Origin of the sequence: Tenacibaculum sp. 1B UA (genome assembly GCF_033978845.1) — a bacterium.
Lineage (GTDB): Bacteria > Bacteroidota > Bacteroidia > Flavobacteriales > Flavobacteriaceae > Polaribacter.
Genome location: NZ_JAKVUA010000032.1, coordinates 1 through 17,126, shown reverse-complemented (window position 1 = coordinate 17,126; position 17,126 = coordinate 1). Strand labels below are relative to the sequence as shown.

14 protein-coding genes are annotated in these 17,126 nt (G+C 32.2%); 8 read left to right on the top strand and 6 right to left on the bottom strand.

The features are described from left to right. Positions 1–290: 290 nt before the first annotated feature. Positions 291–1,133, bottom strand: a complete 843-nt coding sequence (locus MK851_RS15435; RefSeq protein WP_320244899.1) for a DUF2911 domain-containing protein — start codon at positions 1,131–1,133, stop codon at positions 291–293. Positions 1,134–1,342: 209 nt separating this feature from the next. Here MK851_RS15435 and MK851_RS15430 point away from each other — a divergent pair, with 209 nt between their 5' ends. Continuing rightward, on the top strand, positions 1,343–2,101 hold the full coding sequence (locus MK851_RS15430) for a dTDP-glucose 4,6-dehydratase (RefSeq protein ID WP_320244897.1): 759 nt from the start codon (positions 1,343–1,345) through the stop codon (positions 2,099–2,101). Between the two features lie 14 nt (positions 2,102–2,115). On the opposite strand, the gene gldG is transcribed toward MK851_RS15430, so the two are convergent. The 5 genes from gldG to MK851_RS15405 are packed head-to-tail and all read right to left on the bottom strand — an operon-like array spanning position 2,116 to position 6,074. Then, positions 2,116–3,756: a gliding motility-associated ABC transporter substrate-binding protein GldG gene (gldG, locus tag MK851_RS15425; RefSeq protein ID WP_320244895.1), complete on the bottom strand. Its 1,641-nt coding sequence runs from the start codon at positions 3,754–3,756 to the stop codon at positions 2,116–2,118. Further along, positions 3,749–4,468, bottom strand: coding sequence for a gliding motility-associated ABC transporter permease subunit GldF (gldF, locus tag MK851_RS15420; protein WP_320244894.1), 720 nt, complete (start codon positions 4,466–4,468; stop codon positions 3,749–3,751). Before gldF ends, gldG begins: the two co-directional genes overlap by 8 nt. Positions 4,469–4,488: 20 nt before the next feature. Continuing rightward, positions 4,489–4,905: an RDD family protein gene (locus MK851_RS15415; RefSeq protein ID WP_320244893.1), complete on the bottom strand. Its 417-nt coding sequence runs from the start codon at positions 4,903–4,905 to the stop codon at positions 4,489–4,491. Between the two features lie 7 nt (positions 4,906–4,912). Then, positions 4,913–5,209 (bottom strand): antibiotic biosynthesis monooxygenase family protein, encoded by a 297-nt coding sequence (locus MK851_RS15410; RefSeq protein ID WP_320244892.1) that lies wholly within the window; start codon positions 5,207–5,209, stop codon positions 4,913–4,915. A gap of 4 nt (positions 5,210–5,213) precedes the next feature. Further along, on the bottom strand, positions 5,214–6,074 hold the full coding sequence (locus MK851_RS15405) for an SAM-dependent chlorinase/fluorinase (RefSeq protein WP_320244891.1): 861 nt from the start codon (positions 6,072–6,074) through the stop codon (positions 5,214–5,216). A gap of 119 nt (positions 6,075–6,193) precedes the next feature. Here MK851_RS15405 and MK851_RS15400 point away from each other — a divergent pair, with 119 nt between their 5' ends. The 7 genes from MK851_RS15400 (at position 6,194) to MK851_RS15370 (ending at position 16,867) form a co-directional block, all read left to right on the top strand. Next, positions 6,194–7,147: a PhoH family protein gene (locus MK851_RS15400; protein WP_320244889.1), complete on the top strand. Its 954-nt coding sequence runs from the start codon at positions 6,194–6,196 to the stop codon at positions 7,145–7,147. 62 nt (positions 7,148–7,209) lie between these two features. Beyond that, complete coding sequence (locus MK851_RS15395; protein WP_320244888.1) at positions 7,210–8,160, top strand: phosphoribosylaminoimidazolesuccinocarboxamide synthase; 951 nt, start codon at positions 7,210–7,212, stop codon at positions 8,158–8,160. Between the two features lie 113 nt (positions 8,161–8,273). Next, positions 8,274–8,735: a (2Fe-2S)-binding protein gene (locus MK851_RS15390; protein ID WP_320244887.1), complete on the top strand. Its 462-nt coding sequence runs from the start codon at positions 8,274–8,276 to the stop codon at positions 8,733–8,735. 12 nt (positions 8,736–8,747) lie between these two features. Then, the gene (locus MK851_RS15385) at positions 8,748–10,964 is read left to right on the top strand and encodes a xanthine dehydrogenase family protein molybdopterin-binding subunit (RefSeq protein ID WP_320244884.1); all 2,217 of its coding nucleotides are present in this window, start codon (positions 8,748–8,750) and stop codon (positions 10,962–10,964) included. A gap of 287 nt (positions 10,965–11,251) precedes the next feature. Next, the gene (locus MK851_RS15380) at positions 11,252–14,704 is read left to right on the top strand and encodes a pyruvate carboxylase (RefSeq protein WP_320244879.1); all 3,453 of its coding nucleotides are present in this window, start codon (positions 11,252–11,254) and stop codon (positions 14,702–14,704) included. Positions 14,705–14,777: 73 nt separating this feature from the next. Then, positions 14,778–16,031 carry an aminotransferase class I/II-fold pyridoxal phosphate-dependent enzyme gene (locus MK851_RS15375; protein WP_115900999.1) on the top strand — a complete coding sequence of 418 codons (1,254 nt, stop codon included), beginning with the start codon at positions 14,778–14,780 and terminating at the stop codon, positions 16,029–16,031. Between the two features lie 110 nt (positions 16,032–16,141). Continuing rightward, the gene (locus MK851_RS15370) at positions 16,142–16,867 is read left to right on the top strand and encodes a DUF4294 domain-containing protein (protein ID WP_320244875.1); all 726 of its coding nucleotides are present in this window, start codon (positions 16,142–16,144) and stop codon (positions 16,865–16,867) included. Positions 16,868–17,126 lie beyond the last annotated feature (259 nt).

Sequence of the window (17,126 nt, the reverse complement as noted above, 5' to 3'; positions counted from 1 at the left end):
ATTAATTTATACAACGAAGTAAGATTACACTTATCTTTAGATTATAAAACACCAAATATGGTATATAAATTATCAGCCTAAATTCAATTTTAACCTGTAGCCATATTTAAGGACGAGACACCGATAAAACGAAAAGGGTAAGGAAACCTATTAATTAAAGTTTATTAAAAAGGTGTATCAAAAATTCATAGCAATTAAAATTTTTAAGAACCACTAAAATACAACAATTATAAAAACATAAAACTCGCCAATTAGCGAGTTTTATGTTTAAAAAGTTTAGCAGAAAAAAATTACTTCATTTCAGCAATAAACTCTTTGTTCATTTTTACATAATCAGCATTTCCAGCTTTTTCAGCACTTGCTAATGAAGCTTTAGCTGCTTTAAGAGCTCCTTTTTTATCACCAGCTTTAGCTAAGATTAACGATTGTTGACGTAAGTACCAAAAACGAGGTTGGTCTTTAGTCATATCTACCGCTTTGTTAATCCAATTTTTAGCTTTGTTAATGTCTTTTCCTTCTTGTAAATAATACACAGCAGAAGAAAAATAATCATTAGCAGAAGGTCCGCTCATTACTTGAGCAATGCTTTTTTCTACGGCTTTGTCAGTAGGAGTATTAAACTTTACACCTACGTAAGCATTTTCCCATAAAATCCCTAACACAGCAGAATTGTTTGTCAAATTGTCAACAGACATAGTAAACGTTTCAATTTTCATAGGCATAGCTTCAACTTTAGCAGTAGTAGATACAGCTACTTTAGAGTCATCCCATTTTTGAGGAGTTCCCCAGTTGTTAGCGTCAGAGTAAAAAATTACTTCCCAAGAATCTTTTCCTGGTTTAGTATATAAAGCGTATGTTCCCTTTTTTAAGGTTTTTCCATCAACGGTTACATCATCGCTAAAAGTAACTGTAGTATTTTTGTTAGCACCTGTTCTCCATACTTTTCCGAAAGGAACTAAATTTCCAAAAATAGCTCTTCCTTTCATGCTCGGACGAGAATATTCAACCGATACGTTAGTTAAACCTACAGTTTGTTCTAACTTAGCAGCTGGACTTGGGGCTGGGGTTTTTAATTGTGCATTGATGTTAGTTGATATGGCAACAACAAACAAGCTAAAAAGTATTTTTTTCATGATGATTGGTCTGTTTTTAATTTTTTGTTAAAATTACAAGGAATTCCTCGGATTAATGTTAACAAAAACTTAAAATACAGAAGTAATGTTTTAATAGATATTTGCAATAAAATCAAGGGTGAAAAATAAAATGTATAAACATAAAGGAGGAATTGGAGCTTTGTTAGCTGTGATTTCTTGTAAATTAGTAAAAGACGATAATTGTTGCGATGAAAAATGTTAGTATTTTAGGCTGTGGATGGTTGGGAAAAGAATTAGCCATAAATTTAATAGAAAAAGACTATAGTGTAAAAGGTTCAACAACTTCTATAAAGAAACTAGAGGACTTAAAAGTAGTTAATATTACTCCTTATTTAGTTGATATTTCTAAGAAAAATATTCAACAAGAATTTTTAGAGATAGGTGTATTAATAATTGCTATTACCTCTAAAGAAGTAGAAGGTTTTAAATGGTTGATTTCTGAAATAGAAAAGTCTAATATAGATAAAGTTATTTTTATTAGCTCCACTTCTGTGTATCCTAGTTTAAATAATGAGATGACTGAAGAAGATGAAACTATAGATTCACCATTAGTTGAAATAGAAAACTTGTTTAGAAACAATAATAAGTTTCAAACAACTATACTTCGCTTTGCAGGGTTATTTGGAGGAAACAGACAACCTGGAAAATGGTTTGCTGATAGAAAAATTCCATATCCAAAAGGTTCTGTAAATATGATACATAGAGAAGATTGCATTGCTATCATAGGACAAATTATTGAACAGAATGTTTTTGGTGAAGTTTTTAATGCTTGCTCAAATCATCACCCTACAAGAGAAGAGTTTTATATTAATGCCAGAAAAAGTATTGGAAAATCAATTCCTGAATTTGACAACTCAAAACCATTAGTTTACAAAATAATTAATAGTAAAAAACTTCAAAAAGCATTGAGTTATCAGTTTAAACACAATGATTTATTAAGTGTTTAAAAGTATCAGTAATTTTACTGATATTTCTTCCTCCTCCAATAATTAAACCCAATACCAAACAGAGCTAACAAAACTAATGGAATACCAATATTGATAAATTGCCAAAAACGTTTTTCTGTAAAAGCACGTTGCTTATCCAATAAGTTAATTTGAATGGTTTTGTTACGTAATTGAATCAATCCATAATCGTCTAATAAATAGTCAATAGCATTGATCAAAAATTCTTTGTTACCAAACTGTTCCCCTGTCCATTTATCCAGTGATAAATCGTGAGGTTTTCCTTTTAAAATCTGATTTCTACCTACATCACCATCTGCAATTACAATCATTTTATTATTGGTGCTTTCAGCTTTAAAATAAGAAGTATCAAAAGGTTTGATTCTATTTTTATAAGCAGAAGGAATAGATCCTTCTAGTAACACCGCTAATAATTGTGGTCCTGAAGCAAATTCATTTTCTTTAGGTTCTTTAGAAATGCTTTGTAGTTCAATAAAATTAGGTGTTCCCGTTTTTTTAGTCAATACAGAAGTTACTAATAATGGAATCTTTTTTAAGTTTCCTTTCAAAGTATCTATTTGAGTGGTAAAACGAAAACGAACTGGCGCTACATTTTTAGTAATCGGGTGGTTTGGGTTTCCATTAACTAGCGGGTGGTAAAACCAATTTAAGTGTTGAAACTGTGGTTGATTTCCTACATTTCCTGTGGCTAGCGGAATTTTAGCAGAATATAAATCTTGAATAAGTTTATTATTTACACGAACTTGATAGCCAAACAATAAATCCGTTAAATTCAAATCACGAGGAAATGCTAACATTTTTCCTTCATTGTACAAGCTATCAGTATCCGCATAGTTATTATCTAGCATCCATAAACTTTTACCACCGTTGGCTATAAACTGATCGATTGTAAACTTCTCATCTTCAGTAAAACGCTCAGTAGGCTTAGCAATAATCGCTAAATCGTAAGCTCTTAAATCTTTTATTGTTTTTTTTGGGTTGGTTGTAACGCTATCTAGGGTGAACTTGGCTAAACGGTATTTTTTACCAATTTCACTCAATAAACTATATTGATAAATATCTTGCAACTCACCATTACCAGCTAATACTGCTATTTTTTGTCTTTCTTTTAAGGTAACATTATGTAATGCATTAGCAAAAGAATACTCTAATTTTTCAACAGCATTTTGTAGCTGAGCCTCTTGTGTTTTAGCAATAGAGTTAGGAAGTAAAGAAATTAATTCTACTTTTTTGCCATAAGTAATTTCAGCCCAAGGAAAAATAATAGCTTCAGATAACTTTCCATCTTCTTCCACAGTTAATTGACTAGGCATCATTCCTCTTTTTACCAAACGTTCACGAATGTTATCAGGATTGATAAAACGAAAACGAATATTAGAGTTTTTGGCTTGTAACTCTTCTAAAAACTGACGTGTTTCTATTTGTAAACGTTTAAATTCCGCAGGAAAATCACCTTCTAAAAATACATGAATAGTTAGTGGAGTATCTATTTTATCAATAAGACTTTCACTTACTTCTGATAAGGTATAACGTTTGTCTTGTGTTAAATCGAAACGTTTGTAAACTGAATTAGCGATGTAATTAATAATTAACAGTCCGATAAGTGTTAATGCAATATGTTGTAATTTCTTATTCATTTTTTAACTGTTGTTTAGTGATGAATAAAAAGAAGAACGTAACACTAATAAAGTAAATAAGGTCGCGTGTATCTACAACACCACGACTAATACTTTTAAAATGTTCATTAATACCAAATTGTTGTAAGGTATATCCTGAATTCTCTAAAGAAGAACCAACTGCGTCAAACCCATAGAATAAAGCAAAAGTGATGAATACACTTACGATAAATGCTACAATCTGATTATTTGATAGTGTAGAAGTAAATAATCCAACGGCTGTATAAGTTGCAGCTAAAAACAACAAACCTAAATAAGAACCAACAGTGCTACCAACATCTAAATTCCCAACAGGGCTTCCCAATTGATACACAGTGTACGCGTAGGTTAATGTTGGCAACAATGCGATGACAACTAATAAAAGGGCAGCAAAAAATTTACCTAAAACAATTTGCCAATCGGTCAGCGGTTTAGTTTTTAAAATTTCAATGGTTCCACTATTAAATTCATCTGCAAAACTCTTCATGGTAATGGCAGGAATTAGGAATAAAAATAACCAAGGAGCTAAATAAAAGAAGCTATTCAAATCAGCAAACCCCGCATTTAGAATGTTGAAATTATCTTTAAACACCCATAAAAATAAGCCATTTACAAGTAAAAATACTCCAATCACCAAATAGGCAATAGGGGAGGCAAAAAATGAGTTAAATTCTTTTTTTAGTAGTGGAAACATACTTAATGTTAAGTTTTTAGTTAAGACTTAATAACAATGGTTTTAGCCCAGAGATCACCTAATCTTTGTTTTTTTTTGGTATTTTTCATGACAATTATACCTATAAAGCCAAAAAGGAACATATCAATAGGGTCAAGTAAATGTCTTTTTAATGATTGAGTAAAAGTTATTTTGTTGTTTTCTTCCAAAGAAATGGGTTTAATTTTAAGTAACAAGTTACCTAATGTAGCACCAAATAATTTTTCTAATCCAATAGTAAAAAATCCCCAAAATATAATTGGAACTAAGACAGGTAAACCAGTGATATAATAGCCTCCTTCACTATTGGGCTCACCATACTGACTTATGAAGAAGAAAAAAAATCCGTAAATAATACTGTAGTCGACTAAGCCAGCAACAAATCTATCTCCAATACTTACTGTAATTTTATTTTCCAAAATTAATTTATTTTAATGAATCAACTTTATCTACACTCCAAGCTAATGGTTTAGCATTAAATAAAACTTTGGTTTGTGCCCAAACCCCTTTAAATAAATCAGAGTTTCTGTAATTTTCTAAATCTTGTTCAGTATCCCAATAACTATAAGTGAAAAATATATTTGGATTTGTTTTGTCTCTGTATAATTCTAATAAACGACAACCAGGTGAATTTCGTATAAACTCTTTCTTACTGTTAAAGTTGTTTAGAAATTCTTCAATTTTTTCTGGCTGAAAGCTCATTTTTACAATTCGTACAAACATAGAGTTAATTTATAGGTGTAAATTCTGGTTTAATAGGGTTCTCAAATTCAATGGTAATAGTATCACGGTATTCTAAACCAAGTAAGGTAGAAGCACCGCCAACCGTTTCTAAATTACTTCGGTAAATGGCAATCTCTAAAAAACCAGCAGAATTAAAAATAGCTAGCTTTTCACCATCATATTGTCGTTTATCAGTTACCGAAAAATCAACAATCTCATTATATCGGCTATAAATTTTAGAAAAGGTATAACGTCTAGCCGTTACTTTATAATCACGCCCTTTTCCAATAGTATTAAATTGCTTTTTACTAATGTTACTAATTACATTTCCGTAATTATCAATGTAAATAACACCACCTGAAATAATAGTCTGTTGCTCGTTTACTTTAGGCTTAATTTCGATAATCTTTTTATAAGTCTCAATCTCTCGCCCAATAACACTTAAACTACCACCGCGAGCAATATGAGAAGCTACTTGTACAAAAACATCTAACACAGGAAAACTACTCTCAATACGATCGTGAATATTAATTTCAACAATTTTGGTAGGCTTAATCTCAGAGGCAATCATAGAAATTAGTCCGTTATCAGGACAAATAAAATAATGATTATCCAGTTCTAAAGCAATATGCTTATTATCCATACTTAATTCAGAGTCTACACCAATAACATGAATGGTTTTATCAGGAAAGCTTTTATAAGCATTTTTTAAAATATAAGCAGTTTCAGTAATGTTAAAAGGAGAAATCTCATGCGTAATATCAACAATATTAGCATCAGGTAATTCAGAATAAATAGCTCCTTTTACAGCCCCTACAAAGTGGTCTTTCGTTCCAAAATCAGTAGTTAATGTAATAAGAGACATTAATTTAGGTGTTTGTTAATTGTTTTGTGAAAAATTATGCTGAAATTTTAAACAAAACTACGTAATTCAAGAAAAATAATCGTTATTTTTAGTGTGAATAATATTAAAACTTTTATCATTTGAACGAACGCATAATTGAATTAACAGAAATCAACCCAAACGATTTTTTTGGAGCTCAAAACAGCACTATTACTCAGTTAAAAACATTCTTTCCTAAAATAAAAATAGTTGCTAGAGGAAATAAACTTAAAATTTTTGGCGAACCTGAATTGTTAAATGAATTTGAAAAGCGATTAGAGATGCTTATCAAATATTTTAATAGGTATAACAAATTAGATGAAAATAGTATTGAACGTATTTTAACATCAACAGGTAAAGAAGAAGAAATCCGCAAATCAGGAAATGCAAAAGACGTTTTAGTACATGGTGTAAGTGGAAAGTTAATCAAAGCGCAAACTGCCAATCAGCGTAAAATGGTAGAATTAATGCAAAAAAATGATATGCTATTTGCAGTAGGTCCTGCAGGTACAGGTAAAACATATACAGCGGTAGCCTTAGCTGTGAAAGCATTAAAAGAAAAAGAGGTTAAGAGAATTATTTTAACAAGACCTGCGGTAGAATCAGGCGAAAATTTAGGGTTTCTTCCAGGGGATTTAAAAGAAAAGTTAGATCCATACATGCAACCATTATATGATGCCTTACGCGATATGATTCCACATGAAAAATTGGAATCACATCTTGAAAAAGGAGTTATACAAATAGCACCTTTAGCTTTTATGCGTGGGCGTACCTTAGATAATGCTTTTGTAATTTTAGATGAAGCACAAAACACCACTCATGCACAAATGAAGATGTTTTTAACGCGTATGGGAATGCACGCTAAGTTTATTATCACTGGAGACCCAGGTCAGATAGATTTACCGCGTAGACAAGTTTCTGGATTGAAAGAATCGTTATTAGCATTAAAAGATATTGAAGGAATTGCGCAGGTGTATTTAGATGACAAAGATGTAATTCGTCATCGATTGGTTAAGAAAATTATCTCAGCTTATAAAAGTATAGAAACCGAGTAGTTTTTAGTTGTCAGTATTTAGTGATTAGTTTACTTTTGTGCGATACAACACAACAACATACAATGAATACAATTAACGAAACAAACTTCCAGTTTTCAGGACAAAAAGAAGTGTATAAAGGAAAAGTAAGAGAAGTATACAATATCAATGATGAGTTATTGGTAATGATTGCTTCAGATCGTCTTTCTGCGTTTGATGTAATCTTACCACGTCAAATTCCTTTTAAAGGACAAATTTTAAACCAAATTGCTACAAAAATGATGAACGATACTGCGGATATCGTTCCAAATTGGTTATTAGCGAATCCAGATGAAAATGTAGCAGTAGGTCATTTATGTAAACCTTTTAAAGTAGAAATGGTAATCCGCGGATATTTATCTGGTCATGCAGCTCGAGAATATGCAGCAGGAAAAAGAATACTTTGTGGAGTAGCAATGCCCGAAGGAATGAAAGAAAATGATAAGTTCCCTGAGCCAATCATTACACCTTCAACTAAAGCAGATAATGGAGAACACGATGAAGATATTTCTCGTGAAGATATTTTAGCCAACCAAATTGTATCAGAAGAAGATTACTTAGTATTGGAAGATTATACAAGAAAGTTATTTCAAAGAGGTACTGAATTAGCTGCTAAAAGAGGATTGATTTTAGTAGATACTAAATATGAGTTTGGAAAAACTAAAGATGGTAAAATTGTATTGATTGATGAAATCCATACACCAGACTCTTCTCGTTATTTTTATGCTGAAGGATATGCAGAACGTCAAGAAAAAGGAGAGAAGCAAAAACAACTATCAAAAGAGTTTGTGCGTCAGTGGTTAATTGAAAACGGTTTTCAAGGAAAAGAAGGACAAGAGATTCCTGAAATGTCTGATGAAAAAGTTATTGAAATTTCAAATAGATACATTGAACTATACGAACAAATTACGGGGAAAACTTTTGTAAAAGCGAATACAGAAAACGTACTCGAAAGAATAGAGAAAAATGTAAATACATTTTTAAAAAACAAATAAAAAGAGAGGCTTTTGCCTCTCTTTTTATTTAAAAATATCTTAAAAAAACTTCATTAACAAACAGGCATTTATATTTTTTGTAACTTACACAAGACAAACAAAAATTAGCAAAAATGCCAAATTATACATTAAAAATTAACGGAAAGTCGGTGTCCTTTAAGGCAGATGCTGATACACCATTGTTGTGGGTCTTACGAGATGAACTCAATATGGTTGGAACTAAATTCGGATGTGGAATAGCACAATGCGGAGCCTGTACTGTTCATGTAGACGGAACAGCAATGAGAAGTTGTCAATTACAAATTTCTATGTTGGATGGTGAAGAAATAACAACTATTGAAGGGTTATCAACCGAAGGAGATCATCCATTACAAGAAGCTTGGAAAGAAGTAGATGTTCCGCAATGTGGATACTGTCAAGCAGGTCAAATTATGACAGCTGCTTCCTTTTTAAAAGAAAACCCAAGTCCTTCTAAAGAAGAGATAAGAGAAGCAATGCAAGGTAATATTTGTCGTTGTGCTGCATATAATAGAATAGAAAAAGCGGTTGCATTGGCTGCAGATAAAATGTCTTAAAATTTTTCAATCATGAGTACACAAGAAAAAAACTTTACGTTTAGTAGAAGAAACTTTTTAAGAACTTCTGCATTAGCCAGTGGTGGTATTATGATTGGGTTTAATTTATTTACTGCTTGTAAACCTAATGTAAAACCATCTGTAGATGTAGAAAACCTAAACTTCAATGATTTTAACGCATTCATAAAAATATCCGATGAAGGCTATGTAACTATTTACTCTCCAAATCCTGAGATAGGTCAAGGAGTAAAAACTTCAATGCCGATGATTATTGCAGAAGAACTAGATGTTGAATGGGAAAAAGTACATGTTGCACAAGCACCTTTAGATGTCAAAAACTATAAACGACAGTTAGCAGGAGGTAGTCAATCAATTCGTCATGGCTGGACGGCGCTTAGAGAAACAGGAGCAACTACAAAACAAATGTTAATTAATGCGGCAGCAGTAAAATGGGGAGTAGATGCAACTACTTGTTCAGCTTTAAGAGGAATTATTACAAATGCAAAAGGAGAAACTTTAGGGTATGATGAAGTAGTAAAAGAAGCCGCTACTTTAGAGGTGCCAGAAGATGTTACTTTAAAAAAGCCTTCAGAATTTTCTATCATTGGCAAAGATGCTATAAATGTTGATGTAGAAAAAATAGTAACAGGAAAACCGTTATTTGGCTTAGATTATAAGGAAGAAGAAATGTTATATGCTTCAGTAGTAAGACCTCCGGCTTTCGGACAAGAACTTGAATCGTATGACGATACAGAAGCAAAAAAAATATCTGGAGTAGTAGATGTTATAACAATAGGAGAAAAAGCAAGAAATTTTATTGAATCAGGAAAAACTAATTGGACGTTTAAGTTAACAAAAACAGATAAAGTAGTTGTGTTAGCTGAAAATACATGGGCAGCAATTAAAGGAGCAAGAGCAATTAAAACTGTATGGAAAGATAGTTCTGAGTTAGAAGATACAAAATTTCATGATGAAAGGCTAACAAAATTGTTAGAAGCAAATGATTTAGATGTTAGAAGAGAAGATGGAGATGTGAAAAAAGCTTTTGCAGAAGCTGATAAAGTTATTGAACGTACCTACCATTCACCATTTTTGCCTCATAATTGTATGGAGCCAATGAACTTTTTTGCAAATGTAACATCAGAAAAGATACATTTAATTGGTCCTGTTCAAACTCCAGAATACGCAGCAATGGTTGCAGCAGAAATGTTAGGACGTAACTTGGAGGAAGTTCATGTAGAAATGACTCGAATGGGAGGAGGTTTCGGAAGAAGATTATATGGAGACTTTGTATATGAAGCGTTGGAAATATCTGATAAAATACAAAAACCAGTAAAAATGGTTTCAACGAGAGAAGACGATGTAACTAGTGGAACATATAGACCAGCAATCAAATATAGAATTGCAGCATCAATAAAAGATGGAAAAATATCTGGATACCATTTAAAAGAAGCAGCTATTAATGATAATATGTACGGATTAATCCCGAATTTCTTTCCAGCAGGCTGTATTCCAAACTATAAAGTATCTACAGCAAATTATAAAAGTAATATTAGCACAGGAGCATGGAGAGCCCCTTATACAAACTTCTTAGCCTATGCAGAACAAAGTTTTTTTGATGAATTAGCACAAGAATTAGAGATAGATCCAGTACAATTACGTTTAGAATTGTTAGAAAATGTAAAAGCTACTGAAGATAAAAGAATAGAATACTCAGGTAAACGAATGCAAGACACTATAAAGTTAGCTGCAGAAAAAGGAGGCTGGGGAAAAGCCAAAGAAGGAGTTTTTCAAGGTTTTTCAGCTTATTACAGTCATAATACCCATGTAGCTGAAGTTGCAGAGATAGAGCTAAAAGAAGGAGTTCCTGTGGTAACAAAAGTAGTTGTAGCAACAGATTGTGGTATTGTGGTAAACCCAACAGGAGCTATAAATCAAATTGAAGGAGGAGTTATTGATGGTATCGGACATGCAATGTATGGAAACCTAACCTTTGAAGACGGTGCGCCGTCAAGTAGAAATTTCGATAATTATAGGCTTATAAGAATGAACGAAACACCTAAAGTAGAAGTTTATTTTGTGCAAAATGAACTATCACCTACAGGTTTAGGAGAACCTGGTTTGCCACCAGCAGGAGGAGCAGTTGCTAACGCAATACATAAAGCTTTAGGTAAAAGACTATATAAACAACCTTTTATAGAAGAATTAAAATCGAATATTTTATCTTAAAAAGAGGAACAAGTTAGAAAAAAGATGCTTATTCAAGCATCTTTTTTGTTTTTGGTAGAGATACTGTCTTTATAAAGTTCCTTTAAAGTATTTTGTAGAAATGATAATTTTTCAATAGAAAAATGATAAAAAGGTTTTTTATTACACTTATTTTGGTAATCTGTTAAATTAATAATTTTTTGTAACTAAAAACTCTATTAAGCTTATAAAAGTGTAAAATCTAAGCTAGATTTGGAAGGAAATTAATTAGATAGTAACAAAAACACATTAACAACAAACGCAACACAATGAAAATACAAAAAGTCCTAGTAGCAAATAGAGGAGAAATAGCTATTAGAGTATTTAGAGCCTGTGTAGAAATAGGAATTAAAACAGTGGGAATATATACTTATGAAGATAGATACTCTTTGCATAGGTATAAAGCAGATGAGTGTTATCAAATAGGAGAAGATAATGAACCACTTAAGCCTTATTTGGATATTGATGCTATTATTAAAGTAGCTCTTAACAATAATGTAGATGCTATTCATCCAGGATATGGTTTTCTTTCTGAAAATGCTGAGTTTGCTAAAAAATGTGAAGAAAATGGTATTATTTTTATTGGTCCCAAAGTATCAGTACTAAAAGCTCTAGGAGATAAAATTACAGCCAAAGAAGTTGCGGTTGCTAACAATGTGCCTATCATACAAAGTAATCAAAATGATTTAGCTACTGTTGAAATAGCGCTATCTGAAGCTTCAAGAATAGGATACCCTGTAATGTTAAAAGCAGCTTCAGGAGGAGGAGGTAGAGGAATGCGAGTTATTCGAAAAAAAGAAGAATTAATCAAAGCTTTTCCAGAAGCAAAAAGAGAATCTTTAAATGCTTTTGGGGATGATACCGTTTTTTTAGAAAAATATGTTGAAAATCCTAAGCATATTGAAATCCAAATAGTAGCAGATGCACATGGTAACATTGTTCATTTATACGAAAGAGATTGCTCAGTACAACGAAGGTATCAAAAAGTAGTAGAAATAGCACCTTCTTTAGGCTTGCCAGACGAAATAAAGAATAAGTTATACACCTATGCAATTAATATTTGTAAAGCAGTAAATTATAATAACATAGGAACTGTTGAGTTTTTAGTGGACGATGATGATGCTATATACTTTATTGAAGTGAATCCACGAATTCAAGTAGAACATACAGTTACTGAAATGGTAACGAATATAGACTTGGTAAAAACGCAACTTTTTATTGCAGGAGGATATAAGTTAGAAGACAAACAAATAAAAATACCAAGTCAAGAATCCGTTACTGTTACTGGGCATGCATTACAGTGTAGAGTAACTACGGAAGATCCTGCAAACGACTTTAAACCAGATTACGGAACAGTAACTACGTACAGAAGTGCTTCAGGCTTTGGTATTCGATTAGACGCAGGAAGTATATATCAAGGAGTAAAAATTTCACCTTTTTTTGATTCTATGTTGGTGAAAGTTTCAGCAAGAAGTAGAACCTTTGATGGAGCTTGCAGAAAAATGCTAAGAGCATTAGCTGAATTTAGAGTACGTGGAGTAAAAACGAATATAGCTTTTCTAGAAAACATACTTCGTCATCAAACATTTAGAGACGGAAGGGTGACCGTAAACTTCATAAAGAATGAACCAAAACTATTTGAATTTAAAGAACCTAAAAATAGAGCGAATAAATTAATCAACTTTTTAGGAGAAGTAATTGTAAACGGAAATCCAGATGTAAAAAAAATAAATTCAAACCATCAATTTACACAACCTAAAGTACCAAAATTCCCAGTTTTAGAAAATTATCCTAAAGGAACAAAAGATAAATTAACTGAATTAGGTCCAGAAAAATTTGCAGAATGGTTAAAAAATGAAAAGAAAGTACATTTTACTGATACAACCATGCGAGATGCTCACCAAAGTTTGTTGGCAACACGTATGCGTACAATAGATATGTTAAAAGTAGCTGAAGGATATGCAAAAAACCACCCTGAAATTTTTAGTATGGAAGTTTGGGGAGGAGCAACTTTTGATGTGTGTCTTCGCTTTTTACAAGAAAATCCTTGGGAACGTTTAGCATTATTACGCAAAGCAATGCCAAATGTGTTATTACAAATGCTAATAAGAGGTTCTAATGGAGTTGGATATACTGCATATCCTGATAATTTAATTGAAAAATTTGTAGAAAAATCATGGGAAACAGGAGTCGATGTTTTTAGAATTTTTGACTCTCTAAACTGGATGCAATCTTTGGAGCCTTGTATAAAACATGTACGAAATAAAACCAATGGTTTGGCAGAAGCCTCTATATGCTATACAGGAGATATTTTAAACCCAAACAAAACAAAATACGATTTAAAATACTACCTACAATTAGCAAAAGATATCGAAAATGCAGGAGCACATATTTTAGGAGTAAAAGACATGGCAGGGTTATTAAAACCACAAGCAGCTTATGAATTAATATCTGCCCTTAAATCAGAAATTAACATACCAATTCATTTACATACACACGATACATCTTCGGTTCAATCGGCTACTTACCTCAAAGCAATCGAAGCAGGAGTAGATGTTGTAGATGTAGCTTTGGGTGGATTGTCAGGGTTAACATCACAACCAAACTTTAATTCAATGGTTGAAATGTTACGCTTTAATGAAAGAGAAAACAAAATTAATACAGAAAAGTTAGCCGAATATTCAAACTATTGGGAAGCAGTTAGAAGCTATTACTACCCATTTGAATCAGGATTAAAGTCTGGAACAGGAGAAGTATATGAGCATGAAATTCCAGGGGGTCAGTATTCAAACTTAAAAGGGCAAGCGATAGCACTAGGTTTAGAGAATAAATTTACTGAAGTAACTAAAATGTACGGAGAGGTAAATAAACTATTTGGAGACATAGTGAAAGTAACTCCAAGCTCAAAGGTGGTTGGAGACATGGCTCAGTATATGATAAGTAATAACCTAACAGTAAAAGATGTGATGGAAAAAGGAGAAACAATCTCTTTTCCTCAGTCTGTAATTAGTTTTTTCAGAGGAGACTTAGGGCAGCCAGTAGGAGGTTTTCCAGAAAACCTTCAAAAAATCATATTAAAAAATGAAAAACCATATACAGATAGACCAAATGCACATTTAGCTCCAATTAACTTCGAAAAAGAATTTGAAGAGTTTAAAAAACAATTTAAAAAAGGAATGGGGCGTCCATTAGAAATTACCGATTTCTTGTCTTATAAATTATATCCTAAAGTTTTTACCGATGCTTATAACAATCACTTAAAACATGGAAACCTAATGAATATACCTACTAAAAACTTCTTATTTGGAATGGAAGTAGGTGAGGAAATAATGGTGGATATTGAAGAAGGAAAACGAGTGTTAATTTCTCTAATGCAAAAAAGTGAACCTGATGAAGAAGGAAATGTAAATGTCTTTTTTAAGATTAACGGGCAAATGAGAAATGTTTTAATAAAAGACAATTCTATAAAAGTAGACAAAGTAGAAAATATAAAAGCAGAAGCAGATAACGAAAAAGAAATTGGAGCACCCTTACAGGGACTGTTATCATCAGTATTAGTGAAGAATGGAGAAAAAGTTAAAGAAAATCAGCCTTTGTTTATTATAGAAGCGATGAAAATGGAAACGACCGTTACAGCTGCAAGTTCAGGAGTAATAAAAAAAGTACAATTAGAAGCAGGTGTACTAGTGGATACTAGCGATTTAGTGATAAAAATGAAGTAAGAGAAGAGCAAGTAGTTTTGATTTACTCCTAAAAAAGCACTATTTTCGCAACCTATAAAAATCAAAAGTAATAATGGTTAAAGATTTATTTGAGAGAATTAAAGGAGATAAAGGACCTTTAGGAAAATGGGCAGATAAGGCAGAAGGGTATTATGTATTTCCTAAATTAGAAGGGCCAATTTCTAACCGTATGTCTTTCAATGGAAAAAAAGTAATAACTTGGAGTATAAATGACTACTTAGGATTAGCAAATCACCCAGAAGTATTAAAAGTTGATGGAGAATCTGCAGCAACCGATGGTATGGCGTATCCTATGGGAGCTCGTATGATGTCAGGTCATACAAAATATCATGAACAATTAGAACAAGAATGTGCAGAGTTTGTAGGTAAAGAAGCTTCTTATTTAGTAAACTTTGGTTACCAAGGTATGGTATCAGCAATCGATGCTCTAGTAAATAAAGACGATATCATTGTGTATGATATGGATACACATGCGTGTATTATTGATGGAGTTCGTTTACATGCAGGTAAACGTTTTGTTTATCGTCACAACGATATAGAAAGTTGCGAGAAAAACTTACAAAGAGCAACTAAAATGGCAGAGAAAACTGGAGGAGGAATCTTGTTAGTTTCAGAAGGAGTATTTGGTATGCGAGGAGAACAAGGACGTTTAGCAGAAATTGTTGCCTTAAAAGAAAAATACAATTTCCGTTTATTAGTAGACGACGCGCATGGATTTGGAACTCTAGGAGAAGGAGGAAGAGGAACAGGATTTGAACAAGGAGTACAGGACGGAATCGATGTGTATTTTGCAACATTCGCAAAATCTATGGCAGGTATTGGAGCTTTCTTTGCAGGAGATAAAGATGTAGTTCAGTTTTTACAATACAACATGCGATCGCAAATGTTTGCTAAATCATTACCAATGCCAATGGTAAAAGGAGCATTAAAACGTTTAGATATGATTCGTACCATGCCTGAATTAAAAGAAAATCTTTGGAAAATAACCAATGCATTACAATCAGGTTTACGCGAAGCAGGTTTTGATTTAGGAACAACACAAACATGTATTACGCCAGTATACTTAAAAGGAGAAATTCCAGAAGCAATGGCAATGGTAAACGATTTAAGAGAAAATCACGGAGTATTCTGTTCAATAGTAGTATATCCAGTAATACCAAAAGGATTAATAATATTAAGGTTAATTCCAACAGCACGCCATACGATTGAAGATGTAAACGAGACAATTGTAGCATTTTCAGCAATCCGTGAAAAATTAGAGAACGGTACTTATAAACAAGTAGCAGCCTCGATAATGGCAGAATAACAAGTAATTGTTTAAAAAATAAATAAAAACTCATGAAATACTTCATGAGTTTTTTTGTTTTAAAAAGAGAAATGATACATTTGGAATCCTTTTTGCTTATCAAAAATCAAATGAAAAAACTACTATACTTATATTTATTACTATTTGCTACAGTAGTAAATGCGCAAATTAAAGATACATTACCAAACTTTAATGATGAATATATCTTGATAAGAGAAGGAGATAGTTTAATGATAAAATTAAATGAAGTAACAGTACTCCCAAGACACAAGTTCAAAGATAAAAAAGATATACTATATTATTATTGGCTTCGTAAAAAAGTATTCAAAGCATACCCTTATGCAATTTTAGCAGCAAAAAGAGTAGATAGTGTAAACTCACGATTAGCCAGAGTTAAGTCGAAAAGCAAAAAAAGAAAATACATAAAAAGAATCCAGAAATATCTTGAAGAAGAATTAACAGCGCCTTTAAAGAAATTAACAAGAACAGAAGGGAGAATTTTATTAAAGTTAATTCACCGTCAAACGGGAAAAACGGCTTTTGATAATGTAAGAGAACTAAGAAGTGGTTGGAAAGCCTTTTGGTACAATACCACAGCAAACTTATTTAAGCTGTCATTAAAGTCAGAGTATAAACCAGAGATAGAAAACGAGGATTATTTGGTAGAAGATATCTTGCAGCGTGCATATATTGAGGAGAAGTTAGAATATCAAGAGCCAAAATTGGTCAAGAACTATTTAGTTATAGTCTCAAAGAGTAGAGGATATGTAGATGTATCCGAGTATAAAGAGATGTTTTCAAAGATGCGAAAGAAGCGAAAAGGAAAGAAAAAGTAAACAAATGAAGGTTTAGAGTTATTGCTAGAGCTGGTAATTAAGTGCCATAACAACTATAAGTACTCCCAATTTAAAAGTATTAAAATAGTCATAAATAAGAGAAACAAAAGTAGGAGAGGAGTATAGAATAAAAAACATCTATTTGTAACTAATTAGCATTTAATGTGTTGAGAAAAAGTTTCAAAAAAAGGCAAAAAAAGTAGTTGTTAAGTGGAAAAAGGTATCTATATTTGCACCCGCAAACGGATAAGCGGTAAGC

Coding starts and splice junctions, on each gene's coding strand:
- MK851_RS15395 (WP_320244888.1), top strand. CDS start 7,210: ATGAATACAATTAACGAAACAAACTTCCAGTTTTCAGGACAAAAAGAA.
- gldG (WP_320244895.1), bottom strand. CDS start 3,756: ATGAATAAGAAATTACAACATATTGCATTAACACTTATCGGACTGTTA.
- MK851_RS15375 (WP_115900999.1), top strand. CDS start 14,778: ATGGTTAAAGATTTATTTGAGAGAATTAAAGGAGATAAAGGACCTTTA.
- gldF (WP_320244894.1), bottom strand. CDS start 4,468: ATGTTTCCACTACTAAAAAAAGAATTTAACTCATTTTTTGCCTCCCCT.
- MK851_RS15370 (WP_320244875.1), top strand. CDS start 16,142: ATGAAAAAACTACTATACTTATATTTATTACTATTTGCTACAGTAGTA.
- MK851_RS15390 (WP_320244887.1), top strand. CDS start 8,274: ATGCCAAATTATACATTAAAAATTAACGGAAAGTCGGTGTCCTTTAAG.
- MK851_RS15435 (WP_320244899.1), bottom strand. CDS start 1,133: ATGAAAAAAATACTTTTTAGCTTGTTTGTTGTTGCCATATCAACTAAC.
- MK851_RS15430 (WP_320244897.1), top strand. CDS start 1,343: ATGAAAAATGTTAGTATTTTAGGCTGTGGATGGTTGGGAAAAGAATTA.
- MK851_RS15380 (WP_320244879.1), top strand. CDS start 11,252: ATGAAAATACAAAAAGTCCTAGTAGCAAATAGAGGAGAAATAGCTATT.
- MK851_RS15405 (WP_320244891.1), bottom strand. CDS start 6,074: ATGTCTCTTATTACATTAACTACTGATTTTGGAACGAAAGACCACTTT.
- MK851_RS15410 (WP_320244892.1), bottom strand. CDS start 5,209: ATGTTTGTACGAATTGTAAAAATGAGCTTTCAGCCAGAAAAAATTGAA.
- MK851_RS15385 (WP_320244884.1), top strand. CDS start 8,748: ATGAGTACACAAGAAAAAAACTTTACGTTTAGTAGAAGAAACTTTTTA.